General features: G+C 69.1%; 12 protein-coding genes. All 12 read right to left on the bottom strand.

The window, feature by feature from the left end; translation table 11 throughout:
• Positions 1-36: 36 nt before the first annotated feature.
• The 12 genes from HNR30_RS16810 to HNR30_RS16755 all read right to left on the bottom strand — a co-directional run bounded on the left by HNR30_RS16810 (position 37) and on the right by HNR30_RS16755 (position 15,965).
• The gene (locus HNR30_RS16810; protein ID WP_181610775.1) at positions 37-1,026 is read right to left on the bottom strand and encodes a DUF389 domain-containing protein; all 990 of its coding nucleotides are present in this window, start codon (positions 1,024-1,026) and stop codon (positions 37-39) included.
• Positions 1,023-2,822: an alkyl/aryl-sulfatase gene (locus tag HNR30_RS16805; protein WP_181610774.1), complete on the bottom strand. Its 1,800-nt coding sequence runs from the start codon at positions 2,820-2,822 to the stop codon at positions 1,023-1,025. Before HNR30_RS16805 ends, HNR30_RS16810 begins: the two co-directional genes overlap by 4 nt.
• 83 nt (positions 2,823-2,905) lie before the next feature.
• Positions 2,906-3,994 (bottom strand): GDSL-type esterase/lipase family protein, encoded by a 1,089-nt coding sequence (locus HNR30_RS16800; RefSeq protein ID WP_181610773.1) that lies wholly within the window; start codon positions 3,992-3,994, stop codon positions 2,906-2,908.
• A 117-nt stretch (positions 3,995-4,111) separates the two neighbouring features.
• Positions 4,112-4,465, bottom strand: a complete 354-nt coding sequence (locus tag HNR30_RS16795) for an SHOCT domain-containing protein (RefSeq protein ID WP_181610772.1) — start codon at positions 4,463-4,465, stop codon at positions 4,112-4,114.
• Positions 4,462-4,911 (bottom strand): DUF6325 family protein, encoded by a 450-nt coding sequence (locus HNR30_RS16790; RefSeq protein WP_181610771.1) that lies wholly within the window; start codon positions 4,909-4,911, stop codon positions 4,462-4,464. Before HNR30_RS16790 ends, HNR30_RS16795 begins: the two co-directional genes overlap by 4 nt.
• 30 nt (positions 4,912-4,941) lie before the next feature.
• Positions 4,942-5,337 (bottom strand): SHOCT domain-containing protein, encoded by a 396-nt coding sequence (locus HNR30_RS16785; protein ID WP_181610770.1) that lies wholly within the window; start codon positions 5,335-5,337, stop codon positions 4,942-4,944.
• A 142-nt stretch (positions 5,338-5,479) separates the two neighbouring features.
• Positions 5,480-7,444: a DUF7927 domain-containing protein gene (locus tag HNR30_RS16780; RefSeq protein ID WP_181610769.1), complete on the bottom strand. Its 1,965-nt coding sequence runs from the start codon at positions 7,442-7,444 to the stop codon at positions 5,480-5,482.
• 104 nt (positions 7,445-7,548) lie between these two features.
• Entirely contained in the window at positions 7,549-8,475 is a 927-nt protein-coding gene (locus tag HNR30_RS16775) for a DUF7927 domain-containing protein (protein WP_181610768.1), read from the bottom strand.
• A 107-nt stretch (positions 8,476-8,582) separates the two neighbouring features.
• Positions 8,583-11,579: a DUF7927 domain-containing protein gene (locus tag HNR30_RS16770; RefSeq protein WP_181610767.1), complete on the bottom strand. Its 2,997-nt coding sequence runs from the start codon at positions 11,577-11,579 to the stop codon at positions 8,583-8,585.
• A gap of 171 nt (positions 11,580-11,750) precedes the next feature.
• On the bottom strand, positions 11,751-13,004 hold the full coding sequence (locus tag HNR30_RS16765) for a hypothetical protein (protein WP_181610766.1): 1,254 nt from the start codon (positions 13,002-13,004) through the stop codon (positions 11,751-11,753).
• 25 nt (positions 13,005-13,029) lie between these two features.
• Positions 13,030-13,923 (bottom strand): YhjD/YihY/BrkB family envelope integrity protein, encoded by an 894-nt coding sequence (locus tag HNR30_RS16760; protein ID WP_181610765.1) that lies wholly within the window; start codon positions 13,921-13,923, stop codon positions 13,030-13,032.
• The gene (locus HNR30_RS16755) at positions 13,920-15,965 is read right to left on the bottom strand and encodes a prealbumin-like fold domain-containing protein (RefSeq protein ID WP_181610764.1); all 2,046 of its coding nucleotides are present in this window, start codon (positions 15,963-15,965) and stop codon (positions 13,920-13,922) included. Before HNR30_RS16755 ends, HNR30_RS16760 begins: the two co-directional genes overlap by 4 nt.
• Positions 15,966-16,008: the final 43 nt, after the last annotated feature.

Here is a 16,008-nt window from a genome sequence, read left to right as displayed (position 1 = left end):
ACGATCCATAACCGGGCGTGACGGAACATTGGCGGCTCATTGGCCTCTGACGACGACCACGCTTCCCTGGGTGGTCTGGACGATGATCGGGAAGCTGTCGGGCACCACGCTCCGCAGGCGGGCGAGCAGGGTCGCGACGGGCGGCAGGTCACCGGGAGCGCGCACGCCGATGGTGAAGGTCGTCGCGTGCAGGTCCACCCCGGTGACGGCGGCGCCAGGCGTGTCGGCGAGCCAGGCCGACGCCTCCTGCCTCACCCTGCTCTCCCACGACGAGGTCAGGTAGTTGGCCACCGTGCTCAGCACCAGCGCGCCGACGACGATCACGCCGAGCCCGCCCAGCGCCCAGGCGGCGCGCCTTCGGGAGACTTCGGCCGAAGGCGGCGTGATGTAGCCGAGCGCCGCGAAGACGAACATCCCGGCGAGCACCAGCGCGAGCATGTTCGACAGGAACAGCACCAGCGCGCCGAAGGCCAGCAGCGGCGCGCCGTTGCCCAGGCAGACGCCGACCACGACGAGCGGCGGCACGAGCGAGATCGCGATCGCCACGCCCGGCATGACCGCGCCGACGTCGCGCCTGGCCAGCGCCACCGCGCCGGCCAGTCCCGTCGCCATCGCCGCCACCAGATCCACCAGGCCGGGCGAGGTCCGGCCGGAGATCTGACTGTTCGACAGCAGCTCGTAGGAGTTCGGCACGACAACGGAGGCCAGCAGCCCGATCCCGACGACCGCGCTCGCACCGCCCAGCACGAACAGGGCAGCGCCCGACCTGGAGCGTTTGACCAGGCCGAGCGCGGTTCCCATGATGGGCGTGGACAGCGGCGCGATGATCATCGCGCCGATGACCGTGGCGGTGGAGTCGCCGATGACCCCGCAGGCGGCGATGACCGCCGAGAGGATCAACATGATCCAGAACGCCGAGTAGCGTGACGTCCGGTCGCCCTCACGCAGGTCGAGATCGGCGCTGAGCTCCTCCAGCGTCCGTCGCTGCGCCTCCGGGACCAGCCGGTCCCTGACCTTGGTGATCATGGCGTGACGATGTCGAAGTCACGGTCGCCGTCGTCGAGCACGTCCAGCAACGTTCGAAGCGCCCGCCGGTCGCCCTCGGACTCGACACCGTCCAGGTTGCCCGTGGCCACCATGGCGAGCAGCTGCGGCTTGGTCAGGGTCAGCGTGAGGTCGGCGGGCGTGCCGTCGTAGTCGCGGGTCTGCACCAGCACCCCGTTGGCGAGGCTGAGCCTGATCTCCTTGCCCAGGTCGGTGAACTTCCAGTCGATCGTCGAACGCAGATCCCAGGCGCGCGGGCCGTTGACGCGGATCGACAGGGAATCGAAGATCTGCTCCAGGCTCAGGGCACTGACGACGTCGGGGCTGGCACTGTCGATGCTGGCGTCGGCCTTGTCGCCGCGCAGCTCCGCCGCGCCCTGCAGGTAGAAGTTACGCCACGGGCCGTTCTCGCAGCCGTGGCCGAGCGTGTCGTACACCTGGGCGAGCAACTCGCGCGCGCCGGTGTTGCCCGGCTCGGCGAAGACGACGTAGTTGAGCACCTGCGCCGCCCAGCGCGGGTCGTCCTCGGTCCGCGCCTTGTCCATGACGGTCGCCGCGCCGCCCATGTACTCCACGAGCTTCTTCGACGACTGCTCCGGCGGCAGCTCCCACAGGTGGGCCGGGTTGCCGTCGAACCAGCCCATGTAACGCTGGTAGACAGCCTTGATGTTGTGCGACACCGAGCCGTAGTAGCCGCGGGCGTGCCAGGCGTGCTCCAACGCGGGCGGCAGCTCGATCAGCTCGGCGATCTCGATACCCGTGTAGCCCTGGTTGAGCAGGCGCAACGTCTGGTCGTGCAGATAGGAGTAGAGGTCGCGCTGCTGCGACAGGAAGGCGGTCAGCTCCGCCGTACCCCAGGTCGGCCAGTGGTGCGAGGCGAACAGCACGTCGGAGTCCGCCGAGTACAGCTCGATGGCCTCGGTCAGGTAGCGGGCCCACACGCGCGGGTCGCGGACCAGGGCGCCGCGCAGGGTCAGGATGTTGTGCAGGGTGTGGGTGGCGTTCTCGGCCATGCACAGGGCGCGGCGCTCGGGGAGGTGGAAGTTCATCTCCGCGGGCGCCTCGGTGCCGGGAGTCAGCTGGAAGACGATGCGGACACCGTCGATCACCTCCTCCTGGCCCGTCTCGGTGATGTGCAGGTTCGGCTCGATCAGCGAGATCGTCCCCGTGGAGGTCGTCTGGCCCAGGCCCGCGCCGATCTGCCCGGCCGGGCCCTTGACCAGCTCGGCGCCGTACATGTAGATCGCCCGCCGGCTCATGGCGGTGCCCGCGTAGACGTTCTCGGCCACCGCGTGCTCCAGGAAGCCGGACGGGGCGATGATCGGGATGTCGGCGCCGTCCGGCACCACGCCGCGCACGCCGCCGAAGTGGTCGGCGTGGGAATGGGTGTAGATCACCGCGGTCACCGGTCGCTCGCCGCGGTGCTCCCGGTAGAGCGCGAGCGCCGCCACCGCCGGTTCGACCGACAGCAGCGGATCGACGACGATGACGCCCTGCTCACCCTCGATGAAGGTGACGTTCGACAGGTCGAAGCCGCGCACCTGGTAGATGCCCTCGGCCACCTCGTACAGGCCGTGCCTGGCGTTCAGCTGCGACTGCCGCCACAGGCTCGGGTTGGCGGTCTCGGGGCACTCGCCGTCGAGGAAGGCGTAGGCCGCGAGGTCCCACACGACGCGGCCGGACGCGTCCTTGATCTTCGTTTCCGCGGCTGTGGCGATGTAGCCCCGGTCGGCGTTGTCGAAATCGGTCGAATCCTCGAACGAGGGCAGGTTCACCATGTCCTGTCGCTTCCCGGACCTCGATCACGACAGCACAAAGAATGATCAAACGTCTCGCAGGAGGGGTGGAGGGGTTTGAGCATTCACCGGGTGGCGCGCCGTCGCCTGACCAGGAAGGCGACCACGCCGGCGAGGGCGAGGGCCCCGAGCACGGCGACCGGCCACCTGGCGGCACCGGTGACGGCGGAGGGCTGGTCGTCATGCACGGCACCGGGCGACACGGCACGGCGACCGACAGGCGGAGCACCGGTGGAGGGACCGGTGGAGGCTCCAGCCGAGGACCCGGCCGACGCTGCAGTCGACGCCGCCATCGACGCCGCCATCGAGGCCGCGATCGAGGCGGAGAGGACGCCCGGGGGCCTGCTGGGCGCCTTGCCTTCTGGCCGGTCGTCCACGCGGCCGATCGGCTCGGTGGCGGCCTCGGCGGCGAGCTGGGCGGCGGGCTGGGCGACGGCTTCAGCGACAGGCCGGGCGACGGCCTGGCCGACGGGCTGGGCGACGGCCTCGGCCGCGGGCTGGGCTGCAGGCTGGACGGCGGCCTGGGCGGCGGCCTCGGCGGCAGGCCGGGCCACGGGCTGGGCGGCGGCGTCGGTGGCGGGGTGGGGGTGTTGTTTGGGGATCACGATGACCTCCGGGAACGGGCGCGGGTACGGCGTGCCGATGCTGAAGCGCCGGGCCAGCGCGTCGGCGAAGGCGGCGGCGATCCTGAGCTGGCCGTTCGCGTTGGGGTGCGTCCCGTCCCGCGTGTGATCGGACGCCACGAACTCCAGGTCCGTCGGCACCGTGAACACCGGCGAGTCCTTCGTCCGCGACTCGTTGACCGCCCGCTCCAGACGTACGTTGAACTCGGCCACCCGCTCCCCGAACTCCCGGTCCTCCGCGACCCGCTGGGTGGGCAGCACGCGCCCGATGAGGATGCGTACGCGCGGGTTGTCCAGGCGGGCGTTGGCGATGAAGCGGCGCAGGTCGACCTCACCCTGTTCGGGACTGTCTCCCTGCCAGACAGGGCCGTTGACGCCGGGCAGGACGAGCAGGTGGTCGGGTGTCCGGGAGGTGACGTCGACGCTCACCCCGCTGGCCGTGAGGTGCTGCCGCAGGTGGTCGCCCCAGGTCCGGTCGCCGTGGCTGGTGGAGTCTCCCACGATCATGAGCTTGACGACGTCGACGAGCATGGCGTCCCCCTATTTCGCGACATTGGGGGAGCAAATGATCGATTCCCGGCCACAGGCCGGCGCAAACAGCGACGAGCTCCGGGCGGAAGCCCGGAGCTCGTCGCCGTGAGTCCTCGCTCAGGAGGCCAGGATCCTGGCCTTCTCGCGGGCGAACTCCTCCTCCGTCAGCAGTCCGTCGGCCTTCAGCTGGCCGAGGTCCTTGAGCTGCTGCAGCCGGTCCGGCGCGGCGGGCGCTTGCTGAGCGGGCTGCGGAGCGGCCTGGTACTGCTGCTGCTGGGCCTGGACCTCCGACGCGATGCGCGCGTCCATCTCCTGCTGCTGCTGGTAGGCCATGGCCTGCTGCTCGGAGGCGCGCCTCTCCGACCTGCGCTGCATGCCACCCGACACCGCCGTCGCAGTGCCGGTGATGACGGCCGTGCGCGCCATGGTGCCCAGAAGCCCGGGACGCCCCATTCTCCGACGCATGATCATGCCCGCTCCCCTTCCCTGACGGCCTCCAGCGCATCGGCGACGACCTGCCGTGGGATGCGCTGCAGCATGGCCACCTCGCCCTTGGACGAGCTCAGTGCGGAGACCAGCTTGGCCGCCCAGGTGTTCTCCCACACCACCACGACGGCGGCCGTGCCCGGCTCCAGTTGCTCGCCGATGAGCGTGAGATCCTCGTCGCTGAGCAGGTCGAGCTCCTCGTCGGCGAGCCCGGCGAAGCGCCCTGCGACCTCGGAGTCGTCCGCCTCGATCGTCGTCACTCCCCCGTCGTCGCCCTTGCGCACGAAGCTCAGGTCGATGACCCGGACGGTCCCGTTCTCCTGCAGCTCGTGGACCGCCGCGGCCGCCGTACCGTCGAACCGGTCGCCGCCGAACGTGATCACCGCCACGTCGACGGGTCCCACGGACTCGGCCTCGAGGATCGATGTCATTGCCTCACCCTTCGTCTCGTCACCGCCCGGTCAGGCGAGGATCTTGGCCTTGGCCTGCTCGTACTCGGTGTCGGAGATGGTGCCGCGCTGCTTGAGTCCGGCGAGCTTCTCCAGCTGCTCGGGAACGCCCGCGCCCTCGGCCGGGCCGGCGTTCTGGCGGATGTAGGCCTTGAAGGCCTGCTCCTGGTCGGCCGCCCGCTTCATCTGGCGCTCGTTCATCGACCTGCCGCGAGCGATGAGGTAGATGAGGACGCCGAGATACGGCAGCAGCACGACGAGCAGGGTCCAGCCCGCCTTGCCCCAGCCGCCGAGGTCGTCGCTGGAGAAGATGTCCATGACGATGCGGAACAGCAGGAACAGCCAGACGACCCAGACGAAGAACCACATCATGGTCCAGAAGAGATTGAGAAGCGGGTAATCGTCCATCGGAATCTCCATTCTCGGGGTTTTGACCTCGAATTCCCCAATCCCCGCTTTCTGGGATCTCCCATGTGGGCAAAATCTCGTCCCTTTCCCCGAATAGGCATGCAAAAAGGGGCGGGTACGGCATGCCGTACCCGCCCCTTTCTCAGATCCGCCGTGCCAGGCCGCCCACGAGGATCAGCAGCAGCCCCAGCACCGCCAGCGGCATGCCGGGGAAGCCGGTGAAGGGCAGCTCCTGCCGTACCAGCACGTCACCACCGGGGTTCGAGGGGTTCCCCGGCTTGTCCGGGGGTGGCGGCACCTCCGTCCGCGTACGGCACGCCGTGTCTTCGCTGCCCTTGGCGCAGTTGCTGTCCTTGCCCACGACCACGTTCGCGAGCACCCCGTCGCCCCTGGCCGGGTCGTCGACGGTCACCGAGTAGGTCACCGTCACCTCTCCCCCGCCCGGCACCGTGCCCTTCCACGACAGGACCGGCTCCGCGTAGGTCGCCCCGCCCGTGGCGTCGCCGTTGTACGAGGCGTCGTCGAGCACCCTGGTCAGGTCGTCGGTGAACGAGGCGGCGAACTCGTTGGGCGAGGTGCTGGTGACCTTGATGGTGTAGGTCACCGTGTCCTTGCTCACCTTCGCCTTCTTGACGATCTTCACCTCCGCGGGGAGCACCTCCATGCGGTAGTCCTCGACCTCGCCCGGTCCCCCGAAGCCGGTGGGCCTGACGTCGAAGTCGGCGCGGCGGGCGCTGGACGACTCGCCGAACAGGCGGAGCCGCATGAACGTCTCGCCGGGCTCGCCGTACGTGGCCCCGGACCAGTTCAGATCCACCTCCGGATCGCCGGACGGCACCGTGACCCGGGCCAGCTCGCTGGGATCGAAGGCGAAGTCACGGTCGAAGTCGATCCAGCCCGCCAGCACGGCGTCATGGCCGGTGGCGTTGTGCACCTTGACGGCGGTGAGACTGAAGCCGCTCTCGCCGAGGTAGAGGTCGGGCAGGGTCGTGGTGCCGTCGTCACCCTGGTCGCCCGCCGCGTCCTCGTGGTCCTCGCCGTCGGTCTCGGACTCGATCGTGGCGCCGATGCGAAGGTCGTCGACGATCAGAGCGTGGGCGCCGTTCTTGCTGCGCTCGGTCGGATAGTCGTCGGGCGCGTCGCCCCAGTCGTAGAGCGGTGCGGGAAGGTGCTCGTCGCAGTCGGGATCCGTGGAGCCGCGCGGGCAGTTGGTGCCGGGGCCGTTGGAGACCACGGCGTTGTCGAACCTGCCGTCGCCCAGGTCGGGGTCGTCGATGGTGATCGAGTAGGTGATCGTGACCGGGGCGTTCAGCGCCACGTCGCCCGTCCAGGTCAGGTTCGGCTCCGTGTAGCCGACCCTGCCGGTGGTGGCGGAGCCGTCCCGGTTGTAGGCGCCGTCGTCGAGGACCTTGCTCAGGTCATCGACGAGGTCGGCGCCCTGGTACTCAGCGGTGCCGACGTTGGTGACGGTGATCGTGTAGTTCACCGTGCCGCCGGGGCGGGGGCGCTTCGGCTCACCCTTCTTGACGATCTTCAGCAGGGGGATCCGCACCGGCGGCGGGCTGCAGTCCGGGTCGCCGGATCCGGGCGCGCAGTTGGAGCCGCGCGGTCCGGTGACCGCGTTGGCGAGCTTGAGGTCACCCTTCGGCGGGTCGTCGACGGTGACCGAGTAGACGACGACGGCCTCGCCGCCGACCGCCAGGCCGCCCGACCACCTCAGCGTCGGCTTCGCGAACTCGGCGGCGCCGCCCTTGGTGTCGAGGCCACGGAAGGTGGCGTCGTCGAGCACTCCGGACAGGTCGTCGGTGACGGACTTGCCGGTGAGCGGCACCGTGCCGGTGTTGGTGATCGTCAACGTGTAGGTGACCCTCTCGCCGGGCTTGGCGACGGTCTTGTCGACGGCTTTGACGATCTTCATGCTTTCGATGCCGACCGTCGTGACGCAGTCGGGATCGGCCGACCCCTCCGGACAGCCGCCTTCCTCCGAGACGACCGCGTTGCCGAGTTGCTTGGGCACGGGGTCGTCAGCCGCCTGCACCCTGCCCGACGTGGCCAAGCTCAGCACGACCGCTGTGAGCACGGCAGCCGCCACCCGCGCCTTTGTCATGTGAAATCCCCTCCTGCCAGCACACCTACCGGTTACGGGGCCCCGGCCCGTCCACGCCATGGCAGCGCCTGCCCAACCTTGGGCATGGGCCGGGGCCGCTTTGGTCACTTGACGGTGACCGAATAGGTGATGGTCGCGACCTGGCCCTTGACCAGGTCGCCGCTCCAGGTCACGGTCGGCTCCGTGTACGAGACGTTGCCCGTGTTCGCGTCCTGGTCGCCGTTGAAGGTGGCGTCGTCGAGCACGTCCGCGAGGTTGTCGGTGAACGTCGCCCCCGTGTAGGTCGCCTCACCGGTGTTGGTGACGGTGATCTTGTACGTCACCTTGTCGCCCTTGATGGCGGTGGTCGGCTCGACGGTCTTCCTGACCTTGATCGCGGCGATCGGGGTGCTGGTCGTGCACCTGGGGTCTGTCGAACCCGGCGGGCAGTTGGAGCTGGGCGGGCCGGACACGACGTTGCCCAGCTTGTTGTCGCCGCCGGTGGCAGGCGGGCCGTTGACCTTGACCGTGTAGGTGACGGTGACCGTGGCGGCCGGGGCGATCTCGCCGCTCCATGTCAGCGTCGGCGCGGTGAACGTCACCTCGCCGCCCGACGTGGAGGCGCCCTCGTAGGTGGCGTCGTCGAGCACGCCGGACAGGTCGTCGGTGACGCTCTCGCCGTCGATCACCACCGTGCCGGTGTTCTTGATCGTGAGCGTGTAGGTGACGGTGTCACCCGGCTTGGCCGAGGTCTTGTCGGCCTTCTTCTCGACCTCCATGCTCTTCACCCCGACCGTGGTGGTGCAGTCGGGGTCGGCGGAGCCCGGCGGGCAGCCGCCCTCGGGGGAGGTCACGGTGTTGTTGAGCTCCTTGGGGACGGGCGGGTCGTCGGCCGTCCGCACCACGGGCTTGGCCACCACGGGCTTGGCCACCACGGGCTTGGCCACCTCGGCGTGTGCGGCCGAGGTGGCCGTCGCCACCGTGCCCGAGGCCAGGACGACCACCGCCGATGCCCCGGCCAGCCGCGCGAGCGCGGTCCAGGTCAATGTCATGCTGTGCCCCCACTATCTGGTGAAACAGGCTTCGTGTCACCAGATAACGTGAGCGGGCCAATTCATCGGCGGATTTCGGACTCAGGACACCGGCAAGGTTTGTTCTCTTATTTGATGGTGACCGAATAGGTGATGGTCACCACCTGTCCAGGGGCGAGGTTCCCCGACCAGTTCACCTTCGGGGCCGTGTAATCGGCTTCCCCTGAGCTGGCCGCGACGTCGTCACCGTAGACGGCGTCGTCGAGCACGTCCGTCAGGTCGTCGCTGAAGCTCGCCTCCGTGTACGGCACGGCGCCGTTGGTCACCGTGATCGTGTAGGTGACCCTCTCCCCCTTGATGGCCGTCGCAGGGGAAGCCACCTTCCGGATCTTGAAGGTGGCGATGGGCACCGTCACCGAGCAGCCCGGCTCGGCTCCCGTGGCGCAGTTGCCGCCAGGGGTCGTGGTGGTGACGCCGTTGACCAGATGCAGGTCGCCAGAGCTCGGCGTCTTGACGGTGACCGAGTAGGTGACCGTCACCGTGGCCCCGACGGGCAGCGGCCCCGTCCAGGTCAGGGCCGGCGCCGTATAGGTGACCCTCCCCTCCGTGGCCTTGGCGTCGTTTCCGTAGGCGGAGTCGTCGAGCACTCCGGACAGGTCGTCGCTGAAGGTCGCCTCCTTGTAGGCGGCCTGGCCGGTGTTGACCACGGTGACCTTGAAGGTGACCTTCTGGCCCTGCTTGGCAGGGCTCGGCTCGGCCGTCTTGGTGATCTTCAGCGCGGCCGGGACGATCGTCACCGGATAGTCCTCGACCTCGCCGTTGACGGCCTCACCCTTCGGGTGCTCCACGTCGGCGCTCAGGCCCAGGCGGAAGCGGGCGTAGGAACCTCCCGGACTGACGTCGGCCGGGACGGTCCAGGTCAGCGTGACACTGGTCGCGCCGTCGGCCACCGGGGCGCCGGCCCGCTCTCCGGCGTCGAACGTGCCGTTGCGGTTGAAGTCGATCCAACCGGCCAGTTCGCGGCTGCCCCCGGTGGTGTTCTTGACCGTCGCGGTCACGCTGTAGGTGCTGCCAGGCGACTGGGGCAACAGCGGGAACGAGGCGATGCCGTCATCGAGGGTGTCGTTGGCGGCGTCGAGCGGGTCGACCGTGTCGGCGTCCTGCTCGGCGGTGACCCCTGTGCCCAGGAGCAGGTTGCGAGCCGGGTCGAGGCGGTGACTGGCGCCGTCGTCCGACCTGAACGTGCCGTAGGAGTCGGGTGCGTCTCCGAAGTCGCGGGCGATCAGGCAGGCGCCGCCGTCGTTGGCGGTCGTCGGCTGCGACCTGCCCACGATCTTGGAGCCTCCGAACTGCGCGACCCCGCCGCTGACCGCGGTCAGGTCGACCTGGAAGACCCGGCCGGTGTCGTTGCTGGCCAGATAGAGGTTGCCGAAGTTGTCCATGAAGGTCGCGCCCGCCGCGTCACCGGCGTTCCAGCCCGTGATGGTGGCGACGACGTCGACCTTGCCGGTGGCGGGGTCGATGCGGACCAGTCGCGGCGTGGCGGTCTGGTTGATCGCGTAGAGCATGCCGTCGAGCGGGTGGAAGCTGAAGTCGGAGATGACGATCGAGGTGCTCAGGGCAGGGCTGACGCCCAGCCGCGCGCCGAAGGACGCGCTGTTCGGGTCGACGTCGATCATGTAGATGCCGTGGGTGCCCGCTCCGGCGGAGCGCACGTACAGGATCCGGCCGTCCGACGACACGTCACCGCTGTTGTAGGACCCCGCGGGCAGGGCCGGCGTGATGTTGACGTTCTGCACCGGCGTGGTGCCCGAGGCCTCCGGGTCGATGACGGCCAGGTCGTTGGCCGCCGCGGTCACCTCGGTGTTGCTCACGATGCCGTACAGCCTGCCGTCGAAACGGTTGTAGCCGAAGCCGTTGTACACACGCTGCCCCGGCCCGCTGATCTTGGTCTGGGTGCCGCTGGTCAGGCTGAAGTCGTACAGGCTCGATTCCGTCCCCTGCATCAGGTAGGCGACGTCGGAGCAGAAGTCGAGACTGCGCTGGGTGAAGGTGACCGTCGACTCGCCCGGCGGGTTGACGCCCTTCTCCGTGGTGTTGTCCGGGCCGTTGGTGTAGGTGCCGGCGGGGGCGGTGACGTACACCGTCGCCGTGCAGGAGGTCTGACCGGCGTTCAGATCACCGGTCACGGCGATCGAGCCGCCTCCAGCCGCCGCGGTCACCGAGCCGCCCGCGCAGGTCGTGGTCGCGGCCGGCTGCACGACCTTCATGCCCGCGGGCAGCGTGTCGGTGAACGACCAGTCGTTCTTGGCCAGCAGGTCCTTGGTGTTGGTGACCGTGAACGTGAGCGCGACGGTCGATCCCGCCGTGGTGGTGTCAGGGCTGAAGGCCTTGTCCAGTTGCGGGGTCACGTCGAGGATCTCGATGTTGTCGATGGCGCCGTCGTTGCCCGTGCCGCTGGTGTTGGTGTTGTTCATTCTGAGCTTGAACGACGCCGGGCCGTACAGCAGCGCGCCCGAGAGGTAGGAGCCGGCGCGAATCGTCAGCTTGGCGGTGGAGCCCGGCTGCGTGACGGTGTAGTTCGTGCCGCCGGCGGCCGTGCACGCGTTGATCGCGCTGCCCAGGTTGGTCGCCGTGGTCCCGTCGACCGCCTGGAACTGGAGGGTGGGCGCGCTCACCGAGCAGTTGGTGGCCGCGGCTTCCACGCCGAAGGTGAGGAACCGGTCGCCTCCCTGCGGGTTCGTGACCGCTTGGACCGTCTCCAGCTGGACCCGGTTGTTGGGATCACCCCAGGTGAACGCGGCCAGAGCGCTGTTCGTCGCCGGATCCGCCGCGCCGGCGTGCTGCCCGAGCGCGTAGGGAAGCGTGCGGAGCTGGCCCAGGAACGCGCACGTGTTCGTCGCGGCGTTGTTGTAGTTCAGGATGAACCCGTTGCACTCCGACTCCTTGAGCCAGTCACCCCCCGCCGTGTAGGTGGCGCCGCTCACGTGGGTGTAGGCGTTGAGCATCGCCATCTTGGTCGGATCTGCCCGGTTCTCGAAGTCCTCCATGAACAGGACGGTCCCGTCCTGCGGCACCCCGGGCGTACCGGGGGTGGCCTTCGCCTGCGCGTGGGCCGGAACCACGACGGTCAGGGCAACCGCGAGCGCAACATTTCCTTTGAGAAGCCTCTTTAGAGAATCGCCAAGCATAATCCCCTCCTACCGGACGGGATATGGGCGAGAAGGACGACACCACCCCCCATTAAGGGATTTTGGGAACCGGCCGACTTTGATGGACCCACGCGGCCCCGACGCTCAGGTGGTCCTCGGCGGCAGACCAAGAAACTCGATGACCAGCAGCGCGAGCAGGAGGCACGCGGTGATGCCGATCACCACCAGGCCACTCGGGTGCTCCCACCACACGAACACGGCGCCCGCCACGACGCAGGCCGCGAGCTGCAGCCCCCGCCGGTAGCGCCACACCCATGAGCCGGTCCTGCCCAGGTCCAGGTCGCCGCGGAGCCTGGTGAGGCCCTTCCTGACGCCTGACCTGGTGGCCACGGCCTTGGGCGAGGGCCCGGTGAAGAACGCGGCCAGCGCCAGCACCAGCCCGACCACGAGCACTGTACGCAGGCCCGTGATGAGGAAGCGGGTGACGATCTCGAAGATCGCGTCAGCGGCCGCCCTGTCGAGGCCGGCGCCGGTCACCATGTTCAGGAACTGCTTCTGGCCGATCGTCAGACCCGCCAGCAGCACCAGCATGCTGGCGACCAGTCCGACGCCGGCCCCGATCAGCGCCCTGCGCCTGCTTCTGGCGACGTAGACACCCAGGGCGATCAGGACCAGGGCCAGCAGCGGCAGCGCCCACTTGAGTGTCGTGAGCAGCGTGTACCAGTTCTGGTAACGCTGCAGGTCCTGGGCCTCGAACAGGGTGATGGTCGGGTGCAGGTCATCGGGGATCATGCTGGCGAAGCCGACCCCGTTGGCGACCAGGGCCTGCTCGACCCTGCCGATCAGGGGGCCGAGATCCAGGCTGATGGTGTCACCGCTGACCTTCACGCTCTGGGTGCCCTCGCCGGACAGCACGCCGACCAGCTGGTTGTGGGCGACCTTGGTGACGCTCGCCCAGATCTCGGGGAAGGCGTCGCTCTGCACCACCTTCTGGACGGCGTTGTGCACGAACGTCGTCACGCCCGAGGTCAGTGGCCCGGCCAGGGCCTCCAGCCGGCCGGCCAGCTTCGGCGGCAGGCTGAGCGCTCCCAGCGCCTCGTCCACCAGCTGCTCCACCGGCACCTTGGCCATGATCGCGTTGGTGGTGCGGTTGACCACGGCGTTCTGCACGGCCGGGTCGGAGGCCAGCGGGGCGACGTTCTCGACGAACCGGTCAGTGCTGGAGATCTCGTTCGCGGTCCACACCGCGACCGCCGACACCGGCATCAGGATGCAGCCGAGCGTGATCAGCACCACCGACGTCAGGCCGCGCCACCATCCGGAGCGCCGCTCGGACTGGAGCCGTTCCACTTCGGCGCGCAGCCGGATCAGCTCGTCGTGCTCCGGATTCTCGCTCATACCCGGATATGTGTCCCGACCTGGATCAAGGATCGCCCGGCAAGTGGTCAACGATCTTCTTCTTGGTGTCCCGCCGCCAGCCGTCGACCGGCTCGACGCCCCTGACCAGCCGCCCGATCCTCCCGTCCGACTGCGCGGCCAGCGCCCCCAGCACCGCCGAGCCCACCAGCGCCCCGCAGACGACCGCGAGCCACGACTCCAGGGCGAACACCACGCCGATCAGCCCGTACCTGCGCTCGTTGTTGTCGAGCACGATCGGCATGTAGATCGCCGACACCACGCTGAGCACGATCATGGACACCATCGACAGCAGAGCCGTGGGCAACAACGCCCGCCACCGCACCCTGCCGCCCAGCAGCAGGTACGGTGTCCACCACCACAGCAGCACACCCCACAACAGCGAGACCAGCGACTCCAGCGGCGTGCCCCTCATCAGCCTGCTCGACAGGAAGATGATCTCCATGTAGCCCAGGAACCCGAGCAGCCACACGGCGCCGCGCCAGCTGCCCCTCAGCCCGAGCGCGCCGATCTGCCATGAGCGCTCGTAGAGACGTTGCAGGGCCCTGGTGAAGCTGGTCGCGGAGATGAGGGCGACGATCACGCTGATGACGGTGATCGCGCCGTGGCCGCTGTCCTGCGTGCCGTACAACAGGTCCTTGATCGTCCCTGCGGCCTCGCCCTCCAGGCCCAGGCGCTCCTTCATCGTCTGGATGATGCCCCTGGCCGCGTCCGGCGTGATCACTGTGATGATGAGCAGCAGCGGGAAGACCGACAGGAACAGCTGGGCGGCCAGGACGAAGGCGCTCTCGGTCGGCCTGACGTGCGCGAGCCGTACGAGAAGACGGCTCAGCGGCCCGGTGCGCAGCCGCCGCACGAGCGCGGCCAGCGCGGCCCGGGCCGGTGAGCCGTCCTTGGTCACTTGAGCTTCGCCTTGGTGACGTAGGTGTTGATCAGGCGGACGGTGACCTGTTCTCCCGCGTTCACCGCCACCTCGGCCGACCGGCCCGCGCGTCGTTCTCCCCCGTCCACGCGGACGAACGTGCGCACCTTGATCGGTCCTGAGGCGCCGTCGGCCGTCTCACGGACGACGCATCGGGTGGGTCCCTGCAGCCTGAGCGGCTCGGGCATGCGCACGAGGCCGGTGTGCGCGGCCCTCAGGAGCGCCGTCTGCCCGTTGTCGCACCTCACCGTGATCTTCACCGGTCCGGTGCGCAGGCCGCGCGGATCGCGTACGAGCTTCTCGACCATGAGGGTGCCGCCGTCGAGCTCGTTGGTGAAGCGGCAGGTGTGGTCGGGCGAGTCGGCGGTGAGCTCGATCCTGGCCGTGGCCCCGGCCACCGGGAAACTCCGGCCGTCGCACACGATGCTGATGAGCTCCCAGTCGCCCGAAGTGCCGTCGGTGTTCAGTTCGCTGACGAAATACGTGCCGGGACGCAGATGATCGCGGGTCGCCGAGTCGGGGTTGGAGCCTGGAGCCGTGGTGGTCTCCTCCTGGAAGGGGCCGAGCTTGCGTCGCTCGATCACCGTCTTGGGGTCCAGCGAGCGGATGACGAACTCGGTGGTCGTGTACCCGTCGCGCGTCAGCTTCTCGATGGTGATGCTGCCCTCGGGGTGAAAGCGGTTGGTGATCGTGCAGTTGACCGGCCTGGCGTCGAGGGTGACGTGGAAGCGCGGTTGCGTGCTGCGGCCGATCAGACGTCCGCGCGTCGCCCTCGCGTCGACGTCGACACACTCCATGCCGACGGCCGTCCAGTAGCCGTGGGCCGTGGGCGGCGGGAGCGTCTCGGTGACGACGTAGTCGCCCGCCTCGGCCTCGGTGACCTCACCTGCCTCGACCGGGACGCCTTCCTCGGCGGTCTCCACCGCGCCGAGGTCGGTCACGGTGCTGTCGGGACGCTCGACGGTGATCGGGAACGGCCCGCCGACGCCGTCCAGGGTGCGCTTGTACACGGTGATGCCGGTGTCGAAGACGCGCCTGTTGACATAGGTGCAGGTGACGGTGTCGCCGGCCGCCAGGGTGATGCTCGCCTTGGCGCCGGTGACGTCACTGGTGCTGGTGCCGTCCGCCGACACACAGGTGAGCGAGTCGAGAGTCCAGCCGGGTACCGGGTCCTCCTCGAACTCCCACGGGTCGTCGCCCGGCAGGGTCTCGGCGCGATTGAAGGTGATGTCGCCAGGATCGCCCGGCGTCGCGTCGATCTGGAAACCGCCGCCCGGGTTGTAGGACACGTTGCCGTGCAGGCCGACGGTGTGCTCGTCGGAGCCGCCGCCGACGATCTCCTTGCGAACCACGATGGTGCCCGCCTGGGGCGGCGGGGTGACCGCGTAGTAGTAGCAGAACACGTGCGTACGGCCGGACGGGAAGGCGACCTGCTCGACGTTGTCGCCGTTGAGGTTGTCGACCGAGCAGCGCAGGGCGCCGAAGCCGTACGCGCCCTTGCCGAAGACGCCGTTCAGCAGCGGGTCATCGACGTAGCCGCCCTGCACCCACAGCCGGTTGCCGGCCAGGAGTTGCCTCTGGGTGTCGTCGAGCGTCACGGTGACCGCTCCGGCGACGGACCTGCCGGTGGGCAGGCCCTTGTCGTCGAGCCAAGCCGTGGAAGGCTTGGTGGGCGGGACCTGCCCGGCCGGGCCGCTGACCAGGCTCAGCAGGTCGAGCTGGCCGTTGACGCCGTTGCCCCAGGTGAAGCGCCAGCCGACCAGGGGGCTGCAGTTGGGGTCGTTGGGGTCCTCGATGGCCGGGTCGATCGGCTGGCCGCTGGTGTAGACGCTGTCCTTGCCGAGGTCGCGCAGGGATTCCTGGATGTTGTTGCGCGCCAGGTTGGCCATGATGTCGCTGTACTCCGGGCACTGGCGGGCGACGAAGGTCACCTTCAGCGGATCCGTGGCGGCCGTCGCGGGCGGGGCGATCAAGGAGATCAGCGCGGCGGACACGACGGTCGCCAAGATCGGTAGACGCATGATCGGGACGGTTCCCCGTAACGATCATCCGGATACCCCGCTT

The organism is Nonomuraea soli (genome assembly GCF_013761175.1).
In the GTDB taxonomy this organism is placed as follows: domain Bacteria; phylum Actinomycetota; class Actinomycetes; order Streptosporangiales; family Streptosporangiaceae; genus Nonomuraea; species Nonomuraea soli.
This window is presented reverse-complemented; position numbering and strand designations above follow the sequence as displayed.